The sequence below is a fragment of the Pigmentiphaga sp. genome, from assembly GCF_033795525.1.
Classification (GTDB): Bacteria; Pseudomonadota; Gammaproteobacteria; order Burkholderiales; family Burkholderiaceae_B; genus Pigmentiphaga.
Map to the genome: position 1 here is coordinate 976,027 of NZ_JARYGM010000001.1, position 15,655 is coordinate 991,681.

15 protein-coding genes are annotated in these 15,655 nt (G+C 65.5%); 2 read left to right on the forward strand and 13 right to left on the reverse strand.

The genetic code is table 11. The features are described from left to right. Nucleotides 1-4: 4 nt before the first annotated feature. The 3 genes from QHC78_RS04625 to QHC78_RS04635 all read right to left on the reverse strand — a co-directional run bounded on the left by QHC78_RS04625 (nucleotide 5) and on the right by QHC78_RS04635 (nucleotide 2,814). Nucleotides 5-970: a tripartite tricarboxylate transporter substrate binding protein gene (locus tag QHC78_RS04625; protein WP_319742681.1), complete on the reverse strand. Its 966-nt coding sequence runs from the start codon at nucleotides 968-970 to the stop codon at nucleotides 5-7. Nucleotides 971-1,045: 75 nt separating this feature from the next. Then, nucleotides 1,046-1,921 (reverse strand): substrate-binding domain-containing protein, encoded by an 876-nt coding sequence (locus QHC78_RS04630; protein WP_319742682.1) that lies wholly within the window; start codon nucleotides 1,919-1,921, stop codon nucleotides 1,046-1,048. A gap of 8 nt (nucleotides 1,922-1,929) precedes the next feature. Continuing rightward, nucleotides 1,930-2,814, reverse strand: a complete 885-nt coding sequence (locus QHC78_RS04635) for an amidohydrolase family protein (protein ID WP_319742683.1) — start codon at nucleotides 2,812-2,814, stop codon at nucleotides 1,930-1,932. Nucleotides 2,815-2,926: 112 nt separating this feature from the next. On the opposite strand from QHC78_RS04635, the gene QHC78_RS04640 reads away from it, so the two are divergent. Further along, nucleotides 2,927-3,862, forward strand: coding sequence for a LysR family transcriptional regulator (locus QHC78_RS04640; protein ID WP_319742684.1), 936 nt, complete (start codon nucleotides 2,927-2,929; stop codon nucleotides 3,860-3,862). A gap of 3 nt (nucleotides 3,863-3,865) precedes the next feature. On the opposite strand, the gene QHC78_RS04645 is transcribed toward QHC78_RS04640, so the two are convergent. Continuing rightward, nucleotides 3,866-4,819: a M23 family metallopeptidase gene (locus QHC78_RS04645; RefSeq protein ID WP_319742685.1), complete on the reverse strand. Its 954-nt coding sequence runs from the start codon at nucleotides 4,817-4,819 to the stop codon at nucleotides 3,866-3,868. An 84-nt stretch (nucleotides 4,820-4,903) separates the two neighbouring features. On the opposite strand from QHC78_RS04645, the gene QHC78_RS04650 reads away from it, so the two are divergent. Continuing rightward, the gene (locus tag QHC78_RS04650) at nucleotides 4,904-5,452 is read left to right on the forward strand and encodes a DciA family protein (RefSeq protein ID WP_319742686.1); all 549 of its coding nucleotides are present in this window, start codon (nucleotides 4,904-4,906) and stop codon (nucleotides 5,450-5,452) included. A 64-nt stretch (nucleotides 5,453-5,516) separates the two neighbouring features. Here the strand turns inward: QHC78_RS04650 and lpxC are convergent, their stop codons facing one another. The 9 genes from lpxC to ftsW form a co-directional block, all read right to left on the reverse strand. Then, nucleotides 5,517-6,440: a UDP-3-O-acyl-N-acetylglucosamine deacetylase gene (gene lpxC, locus QHC78_RS04655; protein WP_319742687.1), complete on the reverse strand. Its 924-nt coding sequence runs from the start codon at nucleotides 6,438-6,440 to the stop codon at nucleotides 5,517-5,519. Nucleotides 6,441-6,713: 273 nt separating this feature from the next. Beyond that, a complete protein-coding gene (locus tag QHC78_RS04660) occupies nucleotides 6,714-7,217 on the reverse strand; it encodes a peroxiredoxin (RefSeq protein ID WP_319742688.1) in 504 nt (167 codons plus the stop codon). A gap of 232 nt (nucleotides 7,218-7,449) precedes the next feature. Continuing rightward, on the reverse strand, nucleotides 7,450-8,625 hold the full coding sequence (gene ftsZ / locus QHC78_RS04665; RefSeq protein WP_319742689.1) for a cell division protein FtsZ: 1,176 nt from the start codon (nucleotides 8,623-8,625) through the stop codon (nucleotides 7,450-7,452). Between the two features lie 315 nt (nucleotides 8,626-8,940). Continuing rightward, nucleotides 8,941-10,173, reverse strand: coding sequence for a cell division protein FtsA (gene ftsA / locus QHC78_RS04670; protein WP_319742690.1), 1,233 nt, complete (start codon nucleotides 10,171-10,173; stop codon nucleotides 8,941-8,943). Next, nucleotides 10,170-10,985 (reverse strand): cell division protein FtsQ/DivIB, encoded by an 816-nt coding sequence (locus QHC78_RS04675; protein ID WP_319742691.1) that lies wholly within the window; start codon nucleotides 10,983-10,985, stop codon nucleotides 10,170-10,172. The genes ftsA and QHC78_RS04675 overlap by 4 nt, the downstream gene beginning before the upstream one ends. Before the next feature lie 20 nt (nucleotides 10,986-11,005). Continuing rightward, nucleotides 11,006-11,950: a D-alanine--D-alanine ligase gene (locus tag QHC78_RS04680; protein WP_319742692.1), complete on the reverse strand. Its 945-nt coding sequence runs from the start codon at nucleotides 11,948-11,950 to the stop codon at nucleotides 11,006-11,008. Then, nucleotides 11,947-13,386 (reverse strand): UDP-N-acetylmuramate--L-alanine ligase, encoded by a 1,440-nt coding sequence (gene murC / locus QHC78_RS04685; protein ID WP_319742693.1) that lies wholly within the window; start codon nucleotides 13,384-13,386, stop codon nucleotides 11,947-11,949. The genes QHC78_RS04680 and murC overlap by 4 nt, the downstream gene beginning before the upstream one ends. 5 nt (nucleotides 13,387-13,391) lie before the next feature. After that, entirely contained in the window at nucleotides 13,392-14,462 is a 1,071-nt protein-coding gene (gene murG / locus QHC78_RS04690) for an undecaprenyldiphospho-muramoylpentapeptide beta-N-acetylglucosaminyltransferase (protein ID WP_319742694.1), read from the reverse strand. Further along, entirely contained in the window at nucleotides 14,459-15,652 is a 1,194-nt protein-coding gene (gene ftsW / locus QHC78_RS04695; RefSeq protein WP_319742695.1) for a putative lipid II flippase FtsW, read from the reverse strand. The genes murG and ftsW overlap by 4 nt, the downstream gene beginning before the upstream one ends. Between the last annotated feature and the right edge of the window lie 3 nt (nucleotides 15,653-15,655).

A 15,655-nucleotide genomic window follows, 5' to 3' on the forward strand; every position in this document is an offset into this window, starting at 1 on the left:
GGGGCTACTCCCGGGTCAGCTTGGCCTCCTTGACGATGCGTGCCATCAATTTCTGGTCGTCGGCAAACAGTTTGGCAAAACCGTCGACGCTCCGGGCGTCGGGCGTGACGCCCTGGGTGGCGAGCCGTTCCTTGATGACAGGCATTTCCAGGACCTTGGCCACCGCCGCGTTGATCCGCTGGACCTCCTGGCGCGGGGTACCGGCCGGCGCCAGCAGGCCGAACCAGGATTCGAACACGTACGAGGGCAGGCCCGCCTGGGCGATGGGCGGGACGTTGGGCAGCAGCGGCGAGGGCTGGCGCGAGGTGACGCCGATAATGCGCAGCCGCGGGTCCTGCAGATACGCCCCGACGCCGGCATTGGGCACGATGACGGCATGCGCGCGTCCGCCGGCGACATCGTTGGCGGCTTCCTGGGTGGATTTGTAGGGGATGTGCAGCATGTCCAGCCCTGCCGTACTCAGGAAGTAGGCCATTGCCAGGTGGGTAGAGCTGCCGATGCCTGCCGAACCGTAGTTGAGCTCACCAGGACGCTTACGGGCGTAGGCGATGAACTCGGACACGTTCTTGGCCGGCAGCGCGCTGCTTATCATCAGCACATAGCTCTGGGTGCCGATGTTGGCCACCGGCGTGAAGTCCTTGATAGGGTCGTAGTGCGGCTTGGCGCCCAGCTCGGCCGTGACGAAGTGGCTGGAGGCGGCCATCAGCAGCGTCCGGCCGTCCGGATCGGCGCGCCCCACATTGGCCGTGCCTATGGCGCCGCCGGCGCCTGGACGGCTTTCGATGATGATGGTCTGGCCCAGCGTCTGGCCCAGCTCCTGGTAGAAGGTCCGCGCCAACAGTTCGCGTGCGCCGCCGGCGGCGAAGGGAACGACGATGCGGGTAACGGGGCCATTACCCAGCTGGGCCTGCGCGGGTTTCAACGGTACGGCGGCCGCCATGCAGGCGGCCAGGATTGCGAGCCATTTCATAGTGTCTCCAGAAAGTATAGGAATGGAATGCCAGGGCGGCGGCCCCATGCGTGCTTGTGCCGCCGCCGATCGTCTCTACAGCACGCGCGTGACGTCGTCGAACAATTCGTCGACGGCGTAGCGGCGCGGAATCAGTCGCTGGTCGTGGGCGTAATGAATAATGAGTTCCAGCGCATGTCGATTGGGCTCCACCCCGAACGGCGTGAGATCCGGTGATGTCGCGCCCTGCCTGGCGACGGCCTTGCTATCCCGCAGCAGGCGGTAGACCTCGCGCACGACGTCGGGGTGGCGCTCACACAGCGCGCGGTCGACCGCCACCATATGATTGATCGGTACCATGGCGTGCCGGGCCCCCCAGGCGCTTGCTGCGGCGTGGGGATCGGGCAGTACCGGCGCCAGACGCGGGTCGTCGGGCAGGTCCGTACCGATGATGGCGGCGTCGAGTTCCCCGGCCAGCAGCATGTCCACCATCTTGTGCCCTTCCTCCGCCCGCACTACGCCCGGCGGATCGGGAAACTCCGCCAGGTGCCCGTCTTCGAACGTCACCCAGCGTATGGCGTCCAGGTCCACGCCGTACTCGTCCGCCAGGATGCCGCGTACCCAGGTGACCGTGGTCTGGGCATAAGCGCGAATGCCGATGCGCTTGCCCGCCAGTTCAGCCACGCGCAGCCGGCCGCGTTCGACGTTGTAGACCAGGCAGTGGTGCTGGTAGCGCCCCGCGCCGACCACGGCCGGCATCAGCACCAGCGGCTTGCCATAGGCCTTGGCCTGCAGGAAGGTCACCAGTGCAAGTTCAGCCACGTCGAACGCGCCTTCCCGCACGACGCGCTTGAACGCCCGATTGGCGACCTTGACCGGATCGAACTCGAAATCGACCAGCGGCGAACTGACCTCGCCGCGCTTGAGCGCCAGCGTATTGGGATAATCGCCCAGCAACGTGCGCAGCGTCATCGCCTCCATTACGCCCTCCCTCCGGCCGTGGCATTCAGCGCGGGATACAGCGCCTTGGCCGTACGGTGGAAAATCCACTCGCGCTCGTCGGCGGACAAGGTGGCGGTCGCCTCCAGCGCCTCGCCCAGCAGACTGGCGAGGCTGCCGGCCGATGCCGGGAAGTTGGACCCCCAGGCGATGCGCGAGGCACCGAAGACATCGACGACGCAGCGCAGGAAGCTCGCCTGGGTGGCGGCGCCCTGCTTGGCCTCACGCACGTTATGGGTGGTCAGCTTGAAGAAAAGATTGGGGTAGGACGCCAGAGCGAACAGGCTCGCCGCGGCGGCGTACGGGGGGCCGTCGTCCAGTGTGGGCCGCGCGAAATGATCCAGCAGCACGCGCACACCCGGGAAGCGCCGCAGGATGTTTTCCAGTTGCGGCAGCCCGTCGGCCCGAAGCTGCACGCATACGGGAATATCCAGCTCCTGCGCCCGTTCCCAGGCGGGATAGCCGCGCGGATCGTCCAGCCTGGCCTCCCGGTCGGCCGCAGTGTGGCCGGCGATGAATACCCGCATGCCGTGCAGCCCGACGCTGTGCCAGTGCGAAATACGTTCGACGGCGTCGCCGGCCGTCAGGGCGATCGAATAAACGCCGATGAAGCGATCCGGCCGCGCCGCCACGGCATCGGCGACGTACCGGTTGTCGTGGCCGTAGCACGTGGAGGCCTGCACCAGGGCCACCTTGGCGATGCCGGCTACGTCCATGGCAGCCAGCATGCCCTCGTAGGTAACGGGGCGTTCGCGCGACCACTCGGACTGCTTGCCGGACAGGGGCGCCAGCGGGTAGGCAGACCGGTCCGCAGCGATGACGTGGGTATGGAGATCGATGATCGATGTCGGCTTGGGGAAAGACACGGGGGACTCCTGAGCGAAGGCGCTCATCATGCCCCGTGCAGCATAAGTAAACTACTAAAAAATGCCGCACTATTCATAAGCAATTGCTTATGCTTTTTAGAAGGCCCGATCGATGGCAAGACTCGACTGGTACATCCGCGCGAACCTGAAACCTCGCCATTTGCAATTGCTGGTGGCGCTGGACGAACTGCGCAATCTCGGCAAGGTGGCGGTCAGCCTCAATATCACCCAGCCCGCGGTCTCGCTCGCCCTGGCCGAGCTGGAGAAAGGCCTGGGCTTCAAGCTGTTCGACCGTACCGCCCGGGGCGTACAGCCCAATGTCTACGGCGAATGCCTGATCCGGCAGGCGCGCGTCATGCTCAACACGCTGGCCCAGACCCGCGACGAACTGCGCGCGCTGCTGTCCGGGGCATCCGGCCGCACCGCCCTGGGCGCGATGCCCGCCATGACCTCCGCCCTGGTGCCGCAGGCCCTGGCGGCGCTCAAGCGCGACTCGCCCACGACCACCGTGCACGTCCAGGAAGGCTCGATGGATACCCTGCTGCCCGAGCTGCGGCGCGGCAACCTCGACGTACTGGTCGGGCGCCTGAGCAGCCGGCCGTCGGCCGACTTCAAGGAAGCCGTACTGTTCGAAGGGTCCAGCATGGTGGTCGTGGGCCGGCATCATCCCCTTGCCGGCGCGAAGAACATCGGCTGGGGCGACCTTCGCGGCCATCCCTGGGTACTGCCGCCTGTGGCCTCGCTGCCGCGCGAACCGTTGGAAGCCGCGTTCCAGGACCACGACATTCCCATGCCGAGCGACTACATCGAGACGCTGTCGGTACCGGTGATCGCCACGTATCTTCAAACCACGCAGGCGGTGGGACTGTTGTCGCGGGTGGCGGCCCGCCACTACTGCGACCTGGGGATGCTGGCCATCCTGCCCCTGGAACTGCCCGGGCTGCTGCGGCCGATCGGCTTGACATGGAGCCGGCAGCGCGCCCTGTCGCCGGCCAGCGAGCTGCTGATGAAATGCCTGACGGAGGTTTCCGCGGGACTGAAGCTGTAGAGACTAGTCCAGCGCTCCCGGGGCCGGGAGCGTCACGACCTTGGAAAACGATTCGACAGGCTTCTTGCCCGGGCCGTGGGTGAGGAAGTTATTGGGATTGACGGCCACCCCGCCTAACCGCACCTCGAAATGCAGATGCGAACCGGTGGAACGGCCGGTGCTGCCCACCAGCGCAATGCGCTGGCCGCGCTTGACCAGGTCGCCGGGCTTGACCAGCAGCCGGGAAGCATGGGCATAGCGGGTGACGAGATCGTTGCCGTGGTCGACATCGATCATGTAGCCGTAGCCCGCATGATATTCGGCGGCCTGGACCACGCCGCCGGCAGCCGCCACGATGGGCGTTCCCGACGGCGCGACGAAATCGATGCCTTCGTGTAGCGAACGGGTACCGGTAAAAGGGTCGACCCGCCAGCCGAACGACGATCCGTTATAGCCGTGGGTAACCGGCATGACGGTAGGCGTCATGGCCTTGCGGACCGAAAGCGTGGTGAGCTGGGCATCGAGCACGCTGAGATAGTCGGCACGTTCGGCCAGCTGGGCTTCGAGCCGGTCGAGTTCGGAGCTGACTTCCTGGGCCGACATGGGGTTGGACGACACCAGCAGGCCGCCCCGCCCGGGCACGCCCTTGGCGGAGAAAGCCGGCGCGACGCCTGCGAGCCCGGCCACCCGTTCGCCCAGGGCGTCGAGCTGCATCAGCTTGGCCTGCATTTCGCCCACGCGACGGGCAAGCAGGTTGATGTTCTCGCGCAGCACCGCCTGCTGGCGCGCTTCCTCGCGGCTGCGCTGGACAACGCTCGGTTCGCTCCAGGGCCAGCGGCCGACGGTGGCGTAGTTCAAAAGGAGTGAACCCAGGACGACGATGGCGATGATCGCCGCGATCATCCCCGCAATGAGGCGGGGGGTTATGGTGAGTGTGCGGTCCTCGGACAGACGCGGATGCACTATGATGATCTGCACGGGACGTGCCTCCTGGCTTACAAACAATCGCGCCGTGCGCGGCGCCCGTATCCTCTTTGATGTTCCCGAGACTCGTAGGAGTTCGTGATCGAAACTTTTCGTACCCGGCCGGCTGCGATGACAAGAAAGCGCCGCAAGCAGACCTACACCGATCCCGCGCAGCAGACCGCGGCGCTGTCGTGCCTGGTTCGCGACGGCAAAGGCGCCAGCCTGCTGGGTACGGCACGGCGCCTGATGGATCTGGAGCGACAGGTTCGCGAAGCCTTGCCTGCCCCGCTGGGATCAGCTTGCCGCGTGCTGCGATTCGAGGACGGCCAACTGACGTTGGGTGTGCCAGCGGCCACGCATTCAGCCAAACTGCGCCAGCTGGCGCCGCGGCTGGTGGCAGCCTTGGAAAAGTACGGGTGGCAGGTTAACGGAATCGCGGTCCGCGTTCAAGCGACGCTAACCCGACTCGATGAGACCGAATTGTCACAAACGGCTGCGCGCCGCGAGCCGCCGAGGCCGCTCGGCAAGGAAGGCATCAAGGCGTTCGCCCAGCTGCGCGGGCAGTTGCGGGCGGGTCCATTGGCAGACGCGGTATCGCGGCTGCTGGAACGCCATCAGGAGGAAGATCCGGATGCCAACCGTTAGACCGTAGGTGGGATGTCCATACGGCTGATGGGATGCCGGCCGGCGAACACTGCCGGCCACCGCCTCAAGCGAAGACCCAGTCTTCCTTGAAGGCCTGGGGTGCGGTTGCCTTCGACGTGAAGGTCGCCAGCTCCCACGCGTCGCGCCGTTCAAGCAGCGCCCGCACCAGCTGGTTGTTCATGCCATGCCCCGATTTGTGCGCCACGTAGCGGGAGATCAGGGGCTTGCCGATCAAGTACAGGTCGCCGATGGCATCGAGGATCTTGTGTTTGACGAACTCGTCCTCGTAGCGCAGGCCATCGCTGTTCAAGACGCGGAATTCGTCCATCACGATGGCGTTATCGAGGCTGCCGCCGCGGGCCAGGCCGGCGGCCCGCAGATTCTCGACGTCCTGCATGAAGCCGAAGGTGCGCGCACGGGCGATTTCCTTGATGTAGGAATGCTTGGCGAAGTCGATCTCGGCAAAGTTGGACGTCGCGTCGATGGCCGGATGATGGAAGTCGATGGAAAACGCCAGCGCAAACCCGTCGTACGGTTCGAGTCTCGCCCATTTGGCGGCGCTTCCCTCGCCATCGCGAACCTCGACCGGCTTCAGTACGCGGATGAATTCCTTGGGCGCATCCTGTTCCTCGATACCCGCCGATTGCAGCAGGAACACGAAGGTGCCCGCGCTGCCATCCATGATGGGGACTTCCTCGGCCGTAAGATCGACGTGCAGATTATCGATACCCAGCCCGGCGCAGGCGGACATCAGGTGCTCGACGGTCGATACGCGGACATCGCCCTTTTGCAGGACGGAAGCCATGCGGGTATCGCCCACGGCCAGGGCCGAAGCGGGGAGGTCGACCGGCTCGGGCAGGTCGATCCGGTGGAACACGATACCCGTATTGGGAGCCGCCGGGCGCAGCGTGATTTCCACTCGCCGCCCCGAGTGCAGGCCGACTCCTGTCGTGCGAGTGACGCTTCGTATGGTGCGCTGACAAAGCATGGCGGCTGAAAAGATCCGGGTTAATACTATATTGTAACGTTTCTGTGTTAGAGCGAGGGACCTTTAACAGGTTCCGTGCCCGCTCCGGCTACAAGCGGGCGGCAAAACCGCCCCGACGGCGTCCGCAATTCCCGTGCCACGAAGGCCGGAGCCCGCTCGCAACGCCCGTCAACCCGGCTTGCAGGCACCGCGCCGCCCAGGGAACGGACAGACCCGGCCATCGCCCAGTCCGCCCGCATCGCCCTCGGGCAAGGATGCCGCGGCGGTCTATGCCTACAGTTGCTTGAGCAGGGTTTCGGCGTCGCTGACTTCGTACTTGCCGGCAGCCTCGACATTGAGCTGCTTGACCACGCCGTCTTCGAGCAGCATGGAATAACGCTGCGAACGCACGCCCATGCCGCGTTCGGTCAGATCGAGCTCCAGGCCCAGCGCCTTGGTCCACTTTGCCGAACCGTCGGCCAGCATGCGCACCTTGCCCTGCGTGCCCTGGTCCTTGGCCCAGGCCCCCATCACGAACGCATCGTTCGTGGCCACGCACCAGATTTCATCCACGCCCTTGGCCTTGAGCGCATCGTAATTCTGGACATAGCTCGGCACGTGCTTGGCCGAGCAAGTCGGGGTAAAGGCTCCCGGCACCGCGAACACGGCAATCTTCTTGCCTTTGACGAGATCGCCTACCTGGAACGCATTCGGTCCCAGCGAGCAGCCCTCGGTTTCCACGGCGATGAATTCGGTCAACGTACCGTCGGGCACGCGATCGCCAACTTTGATGGTCATGGAAGACTCCTTGTTATCCAGAAAAAAGGAAAGGCCGGTGGGCAGTATAGGACGCCGCTCGCGCCAAATGCACGATCGCAAGAAAAAATGCCCCCAGCGCCCCAAGGGCCCCCAGCAAAGCCCCCGCCCCGCCCCAAGACGCCCTAACACGTCAGGGCGCCGCGGATCCGGCTCCGCCGGTCCGCCAGCGCCGCCCCCTGGGGGGCGCCCGAAGGACGTAGGGGGGGCCCTGTCAATCAGCCTGCTTGCGCAGGAACGCCGGGATGTCGAGATGCTCCATGCCCGAGCTTTCCAGCGCTTGCACGCGCATGGATGCATCGCGCGGGTTGCGGAAGACCGTGGGGGTGTCGTAGTCGTGGTAGTTGGTGCCGCCGGTCTGGGCGTTGTACGCGGGAATGTTGTCGGTGCCGGTACGCAGCTGGGGCACGGTGTTCTGCACCAACTGGGGCTTGGACTTGTTGCGGCCCAGGCCGGTCGCGACCACGGTCACGCGCAGGTCTTCGCCCATGGCATCGTCGTACGACACGCCGAAGATCACGGTGGCATCCTCGGCCGCGTAGCTGCGGATGGTATCCATGATCTCGCGGGTCTCGCGCATCTTCAGCGAACGGCTGGCGGTGATGTTGACCAGGACGCCGCGCGCGCCGTTCAGGTCGATGCCTTCCAGCAGCGGGCACGCGATGGCCTGTTCGGAGGCCACGCGGGCGCGGTCCACGCCGCTCGCGATGGCCGTACCCATCATGGCCTTGCCCTGCTCGCTCATGATCGTCTTGACGTCTTCGAAGTCGACGTTCACGTTGCCGTCCACGTTGATGATCTCGGCAATGCCGGCGCAAGCGTTGTGCAGCACGTCGTCGGCAGCCTTGAAGCACTCTTCCTGCGTGGCGTCCTCGCCCAGCAGTTCATAGAGGTTTTCATTGAGCACGACGATCAGGGAGTGCACGTGCTGCGACAGGGCGTCGATGCCTTCCTCGGCCATGCGCATGCGCTTGGTGCCTTCGAAATGGAACGGCTTGGTGACGACGGCCACGGTCAGGATGCCCAGTTCCTTGGCGACTTCCGCGACGACCGGGCCCGCTCCCGTGCCCGTGCCGCCGCCCATGCCGGCGGTGATGAACACCATGTTGGCGCCCTGCAGCGCATCGCGGATTTCTTCGCGGGCGGTCTCGGCGGCAGCGCGGCCCTGTTCGGGCTTGGCGCCGGCGCCCAGGCCGCTGCGGCCCAGGCGGATCTGCACCGGCGCATTGGTATGCGACAGCGCCTGGGCGTCGGTATTCGCGCAGACAAAATCCACGCCTTGCACGCCGCGACGGATCATGTGAGCCACGGCGTTTCCGCCGGCACCGCCCACACCCACGACTTTGATAACCGTTCCGCGGGTATCGGTATCGAGCATTTCGAACTTCATAAGAACCTCCGGGGACATTTGGCGGATAAGTGGCGGCTGGGAAATGTGAAATGTGAAATGTGATCGGGCCGAATCGACCATGACCCCGCCTTGGGATCGCGCTTCACGTTTCACCTTCCCCGGTCACGCACCTCCTCGATTCAAAAAAAGGGTTACGACAAACTTCTCAAAACACGGACAGGAACTGCTTCGGCCGGCTTGCGACGACCGGTATGGTCAACGACTTCAAGGTTCAAAGAACGGACACTGCTTCAAGAACGGGTTGGACTCGAAGGACTGCACTCACTCAAAGAACGTATGCGACGGGGCATCGCGTTAAAAATTCCCCAGAAACCACTCTTTCATACGAGCGAAAACCTGTGTGACATTTCCGGTCTGCTGCGCCACCTTCCGGCCGCGCACACGCTGCAGGCGCGCCTCGGACAGCAGGCCCATCACCGTCGAAAAGCGCGGGCTGCGCACCACGTCGGCCAGGCTGCCCGAATACTCCGGCACGCCCAGGCGCACGGGCTTGAGGAAGATGTCCTCGGCCAGCTCCACCATGCCGGGCATCTGCGAAGTACCGCCGGTCAGGACGATCCCCGACGACAGCAGCTCGTCGTAGCCCGACTCGCGGATGACCTGCTGCACGAAGGTGAACAGTTCCTCGACGCGCGGCTCGATGACGGCCCCCAGGGCCTGGCGCGACAGCTGGCGCGGACCGCGGTCTCCCAGGCCCGGCACTTCGATGCGTTCGTCGGGGCTGGCCAGTACCTGCTTGGCCACGCCATAGCGCAGCTTGATTTCCTCGGCGTCGGGCGTCGGCGTGCGCAAGGCAGCCGCGATGTCGCCGGTGATCTGGTCGCCGGCGATGGGAATCACGGCCGTATGGCGGATGGCCCCGCCCGTGAAGATGGCGATGTCGGTCGTGCCGCCGCCGATGTCGACCAGCGCCACGCCCAGCTCTTTTTCGTCCGGCGTCAGGCAGGCCAGGCTCGAGGCCAGCGGCTGCAGGATCAGGTCCTGCACTTCGAGGCCGCAGCGGCGCACGCACTTGACGATGTTCTGAGCGGCGCTGACCGCGCCGGTAACGATGTGCACCCGCACTTCCAGGCGTATGCCGCTCATGCCTATGGGCTCGCGGATGTCTTCCTGGCCATCGACGATGAACTCCTGGGTCAGCACGTGCAACACCTGCTGGTCGGTCGGAATGTTGATGGCCTTGGCCGTTTCGATGACCCGCGCCACGTCGGTGGCGGTGACTTCCTTGTCCTTGATGGCCACCATGCCGCTGGAATTGAAGCTGCGGATGTGGCTGCCGGCGATGCCCGTGAACACGTCGCGGATCTTGCAATCGGCCATGAGCTCGGCCTCCTCCAGCGCCCGCTGGATGGAGTTCACCGTGGTTTCGATGTTGACGACCACGCCCTTGCGCATGCCGCGCGACTCATGCTGCCCGAGACCGAGCACTTCGAAGCGCCCTTCAGGCAGCATCTCGGCCACGACCGCCACCACTTTGCTGGTGCCGATGTCGAGCGCAACGATCAGATCCTTGGTTTCACGAGTCATGGTCTTTTCTGGTTAGGTTGCATGGTTGATGCAGGTTTCCTTGAATTCGTCTTGGTGCTGGCTTCCGGCTTGGCGGTCTTCACCGCGAAGCCGTTCGGATAGCGCAGGTCCGCGTGCTCGAGCCGGCCAATGCGCGCCTCGATCACCGGGATTGCCTGCACGAACCGCTGCACGCGGGATTCGAGCGAAGCCGTATCGGTGCCCGGCGCGGTCGTGGGCTCGCGGCCCAGGTCTATCGTCGCGCCGTTGGACAGCTCCACCTGCCAGGCATAGCGTGGTGTCAGCACTACCCGCAACGGGTCCAGCTTGACCGGACCGAACCAACGCACCAGCTCCGCATAGCGCTGCGCCACCAGCTTTTCCGATCCTTCCGGGCCGGCGAATACCGGCAGATGCCGGTCGTCCTCGACCTCCCCCAGGTTGGCCGTGAACGACTCGCCGTAGGTATTGAGCAAGCGGTTCTCGTTCCACAGGCCCAGCACCTGGTGCTCCTGCACGGTCACCACGAGCGAATTGGGCCACTGCCGGCGCACCGATGCCTGCCGCACCCAGGGCACGGTTTCGAACACCTTGCGCATCTGCTCGAGGTCGGCAGTAAAGAAATTGCCCATCAAGCGGCCCGAGATGGCCGTATGCACACTGGCCGGCGTGACGTGCTGCAGCGTGCCGTCCTCGGCCTCGATCCAGATCGTCTGCAGCGCGAACATCGGCCGCTGCGCCAGCCATAACAGCAGGCACGCCCCCAGCACCAGCGCGGCAGCGAGGTACAAGGTATTGGCAATCAGATTCAGGGTACGGGAGTCGTTCCACACAGAGCGTCCGATTCAAGCGCTTACGAAGAACGGCCCGAAACCTTGCAGCGCGCATCCCGCAGGATTTCCACGCACAAGGCTTCGTAGCTCATGCCGCTGGCGGCAGCCGCCATGGGCACCAGCGAGTGGCCGGTCATACCGGGCGAAGTATTGATCTCCAGTAAATAAGGTTGGTTGTCGGCGTCCAGCATGACGTCTGCCCGTCCCCAGCCCTCGCATCCCAGCGCGCGGTAGGCGGCCAGGCTGATTTCCTGCACGCGGCGGGCCACCTCGGCCGGCAGCGGCGCGGGGCACAGGTAGCGGGTGTCGTCGGTGAAGTACTTGTGCTCGTAGTCGTAATTGCCTTCGGGCGCGATGATCTCGATCACCGGCAAGGCCCGCGCCGACCGGCCCGAGCCCAGCAGCGCAACGGTCAGCTCGCGGCCGCGAATGAAGGACTCCGCGAGCACTTGCTCGTCGTACTGGGCTGCCAGGTCATAGGCTGCGCGCATGCCCGCGGCGTCGGTCACCTTGGTCACGCCTATGGTGGACCCTTCGTGCGGCGGCTTGATGATCAACGGCAGTCCGAGACTGGCGGCAACCGCCTCGAGGTCGGAGTTGCGGTCCAGTGCCTCGAAACGCGGCGTGGGCAATCCTTCGTTGACCCAGATGCGCTTGGTCATGGTCTTGTCCATGGCCAGCGCGGAAGCCAGCGGGCCGCTGCCCGTATACGGCAGGCCCAGCAGCTCGAGCGCGCCCTGCAGCGTGCCGTCCTCGCCATATCGGCCATGCAGCGCGATGAAGACGCAGTCGAAGCCCTCCGCCGCCAGCTCCGCCAGCGACCGCTCGCCGGTATCGAACAGATGCGCATCGACGCCTGACTTGCGCAGTGCCTCGTACACGCCGGTGCCGGACATGATGGACACTTCGCGCTCGGCGGACGTACCGCCGTATAGAACTCCGACCTTGCCGAACTGCGCGCTCATTGCTGTGTCCCTTTCTGATTCGATTCCGTGGCGAACAGCGCCCCGATCCTGGCCGGCATGCCCCCTATGGATCCCGCACCCATCGCGATCACGACGTCGCCGTCGCGCGCGAAATCCACGATGGTCCGGGGCATGTCGGCGATGTCTTCGACGAAGACCGGCTCGACGCGCCCCGCGACCCTGACCGCCCGGGCCAGCGAGCGGCCGTCCGCGGCCACGATGGGCGGCTCGCCGGCGGGATAGACTTCCGCCAGCAGCAGCGCATCGGCCGTACCCAGCACTTTGACGAAATCCTCGAAGCAATCCCGTGTGCGTGTGTAACGATGAGGCTGGAAGGCCAGCACGATGCGATGGCCCGGGTAAGCCCCGCGGGCGGCGGCGAGCGTAGCGGCCATTTCGACGGGATGATGCCCATAGTCATCGATCAGCGTGAAGGTGCCGCCGCCGTTCTCGGCTGCCACGGGGAAAACGCCCGCCTGTGTAAAACGCCGGTTCACCCCCTTGAAGGCGGCAAGCGCCTCGCGAATGGCATCGTCGGCCACGCCGAGTTCGGTTGCGACGGCGATGGTCGCCAGGGCGTTGCGCACGTTGTGCTCGCCCGGCAAATTCAGCACGATCTCGAGCGGCGGCAGTTCCACCTGGCGGTCGCGCCGCAGTACCGTAAAGCACATGCGAGGACCGTCGGCGCGCACGTCGATGGCGCGAACCTGCGCATCCGCAGCAAAGCCGTAGGTCGTCACCGGCCGCGACACGAACGGAAGAATCTCGCGCACGCTGGCGTCGTCCACGCACAGTACCGCCGTGCCGTAGAAAGGCATGCGCTGTGTGAACTCGACGAACGCGCTCTTGAGGCGAGCGAAATCGTGCCCGTACGTGTCCATGTGGTCGGCATCGATGTTCGTGATCACCGACATGACCGGCAGCAGATTCAGGAAAGAGGCGTCGGACTCGTCGGCCTCGACCACGATGAACTCGCCTTGTCCGAGCTTGGCGTTTGCGCCGGCCGAATTCAGCCGTCCGCCGATCACGAAAGTAGGATCGAGCCCGCCCGCCGCCAGCACGCTGGCGATCAGGCTGGTGGTGGTGGTCTTGCCGTGGGTGCCGGCTACCGCGATGCCGCGCTTCAGGCGCATCAGCTCGGCCAGCATCACGGCTCGCGGCACGACCGGGATGCGCTTCAGCCGCGCGGCGATGACTTCGGGGTTGTCGCCGGCTACGGCGGTGGAGGTCACAATCGCGTCGACGCCTTCCACGTGTTCGGCGCTATGGCCCTGTGTAATGCGCGCCCCCAGCTGCGCCAGCCGGCGGGTGGTGGCATTGTCGGCCAGGTCGGAGCCACTGATGCGGTAGCCCAGGTTGAGCAGCACTTCCGCAATGCCGCTCATGCCCGAGCCACCGATGCCAACGAAATGGATGTGTCTGATTCGATGTCTCATGATATTTAACGTCGCGCCGCCGCCTCGCAAATGTCGGCGATCCGCTCGGTAGCACGCGGATGCGCCAGCGCTCGCGCGCGGGTCGCGGTTTCGGCCAGTTCGGCCCGTGTACGTTGCCGCAGCCAGCCGGCCAGCCAGTCGGCCGACAGGGCCGATTGGGGCTGCAGCCATCCTGCCTGCGCCTGGCTCAGGTATTTGGCGTTGGTCGTCTGGTGATCGTCTACTGCATAGGGGAAGGGCACGAACAAGGCCGCCACCCCGGCGGCGCAGACTTCGGCCACGGTCATCGCGCCGGAGCGGCAGATCACCAGGTCGGCGTCGGCATAGGCCTCGGCCATATCGGCGATGAAGGCACGGCAATCGGCGTCCACGCCCGCTTCAGCGTAAGCCGCGCGCAGCGCATCGATGTGCTTTTCGCCCGCCTGGTGCACCACCTCCGGACGTTCGCCGGCCGGCAGCGCGGCAATGGCCTGCGGCACGACGGTGTTGAGCGCCTGCGCGCCCAGGCTGCCGCCGACCACCAGCAGGCGCAGCGGCCCGGTCCGGCTGGCATAACGTCCGGCCGGGGGCGCAACGGCGGCGACTTCAGGGCGGACAGGGTTGCCGGTCAATTCGCCAGGCAAGGCTCCCGGGAAAGCGGTCAGCACCTGGTTGGCCCAGCGAGCCAGGACACGATTGGTCATGCCGGCCACGGAATTCTGCTCGTGGACCACCAGCGGCGTGCCGCGCAGCCTGGCCATCAGGCCTCCCGGCAGCGCGACGTATCCCCCCATGCCCAGCACCACGTCGGGCCGATAGCGGCGCAACGCGGACCGCGCCTGCGCTGCCGCGCGGACCAGCGTGAAAGGCAGCTTGAGCAGGGTAACGGGCCCCTTGCCGCGCACGCCGGAAAAACGTACCGGCGCGAGCGGAATTCCCTGGGGCGGCACCAGGCGGCCCTCCATGGCTTCCGGGTTGCCCATCCATACCACGTTCCAGCCGCGCGCGCGCAAGGCCGCGGCCACCGCGAGCCCCGGCATGATATGGCCTCCCGTACCACCGGCCATCACCATCAGCGTGCGCGGCGCAGCGTTCATAGCCGCCCTCCGCGCATCAGGATCCGGTTCTCGTAGTCCACCCGCATCAGAACGGCGAGCGCCGCCATATTGGCGATGATGCCCGAACCGCCGAAGCTCATGAAGGGCAGCGTCAGTCCCTTGGTCGGCAACAGGCCGAGGTTAACGCCCATATTGATCAGCGCCTGCACGCCTATCCAGAGCACCACGCCCTTGGCAACCAGGCCGCTGAACACGCGATCCATGGCGATGGCCTGACGGCCGATCTCGAAGCCGCGGCGCACGATGACGAAGAACAGCGTCACCACGACCAGCACGCCGACAAAGCCCAGTTCCTCGCCGATGACCGCGAGCAGGAAGTCGGTATGCGCCTCGGGCAGGTAGTGCAGCTTTTCGACGCTCGCACCCAGACCGACGCCGAACCACTCGCCCCGGCCGAACGCGATCAGCGAGTGCGACAGCTGGTAGGCCTTGCCCAGCGCATTGGCTTCGGTCCAGGGGTCCAGGTAGGCGAACAGGCGTTCGCGCCGCCACGGCGCCGCCCAGATCAACAGCAGGAAGGTCGCGACCAGGACGGCAGTGAGACCGCCGAACAGCTTGCCGTTGATTCCGCCCAGAAACAGTATGCCCATGGAAATCGCGACGATCACCACGAAGGCGCCGAGGTCCGGCTCGAGCAGCAACAGCAGACCGCTGGCCGCCATCGCGCAGGCCATAGGCAGGAAGCCGCGCACGAAATTCTGCATGTAGGCCTGTTTGCGCACCGTGTAGTCGGCCGCGTAGATCAGCACGGCCAGCTTCATCAGCTCGGAAGGCTGGAAGTTGACGATGCCCAGCGGCAACCAGCGGTGCGAGCCGTTGACTTCCTTCCCTATGCCGGGAATCAGAACGATGACCAGCAGGAACAGCGCGATGCCGAAGACCGGCATGGACGCCTTCTGCCACGTATCCATGCGGATCGTGAAGACTGCGGTGGCCACGCCCAGGCCCAGCAAGAGGTAGAGCGTATGGCGCACCAGGAAATGGTAGTTGCCATAGTTGGCGAACTTGGGCGAATCGGCCAGCGTGACCGAGGCCGAATACACCATGACCAGCCCGAGCAGCAGCAGGGCGATGGCCGAGGTGACGAGCACCGCGTCGTAATTGAGCATCCGAGTGCGGCTCGGCCGCACGGCATTGACGCTACCGGTCAGTTCGGCGAACAGGCTCATTGC

Excerpts from the sequence above, each read along its gene's own strand:
- lpxC (WP_319742687.1), bottom strand. The coding sequence starts at position 6,440 with ATGCTTTGTCAGCGCACCATACGAAGCGTCACTCGCACGACAGGAGTC.
- ftsW (WP_319742695.1), bottom strand. The coding sequence starts at position 15,652 with ATGAGCCTGTTCGCCGAACTGACCGGTAGCGTCAATGCCGTGCGGCCG.
- QHC78_RS04630 (WP_319742682.1), bottom strand. The coding sequence starts at position 1,921 with ATGACGCTGCGCACGTTGCTGGGCGATTATCCCAATACGCTGGCGCTC.
- murG (WP_319742694.1), bottom strand. The coding sequence starts at position 14,462 with ATGAACGCTGCGCCGCGCACGCTGATGGTGATGGCCGGTGGTACGGGA.
- QHC78_RS04640 (WP_319742684.1), top strand. The coding sequence starts at position 2,927 with ATGGCAAGACTCGACTGGTACATCCGCGCGAACCTGAAACCTCGCCAT.
- murC (WP_319742693.1), bottom strand. The coding sequence starts at position 13,386 with ATGAGACATCGAATCAGACACATCCATTTCGTTGGCATCGGTGGCTCG.
- QHC78_RS04625 (WP_319742681.1), bottom strand. The coding sequence starts at position 970 with ATGAAATGGCTCGCAATCCTGGCCGCCTGCATGGCGGCCGCCGTACCG.
- ftsZ (WP_319742689.1), bottom strand. The coding sequence starts at position 8,625 with ATGAAGTTCGAAATGCTCGATACCGATACCCGCGGAACGGTTATCAAA.
- QHC78_RS04680 (WP_319742692.1), bottom strand. The coding sequence starts at position 11,950 with ATGAGCGCGCAGTTCGGCAAGGTCGGAGTTCTATACGGCGGTACGTCC.
- QHC78_RS04660 (WP_319742688.1), bottom strand. The coding sequence starts at position 7,217 with ATGACCATCAAAGTTGGCGATCGCGTGCCCGACGGTACGTTGACCGAA.
- ftsA (WP_319742690.1), bottom strand. The coding sequence starts at position 10,173 with ATGACTCGTGAAACCAAGGATCTGATCGTTGCGCTCGACATCGGCACC.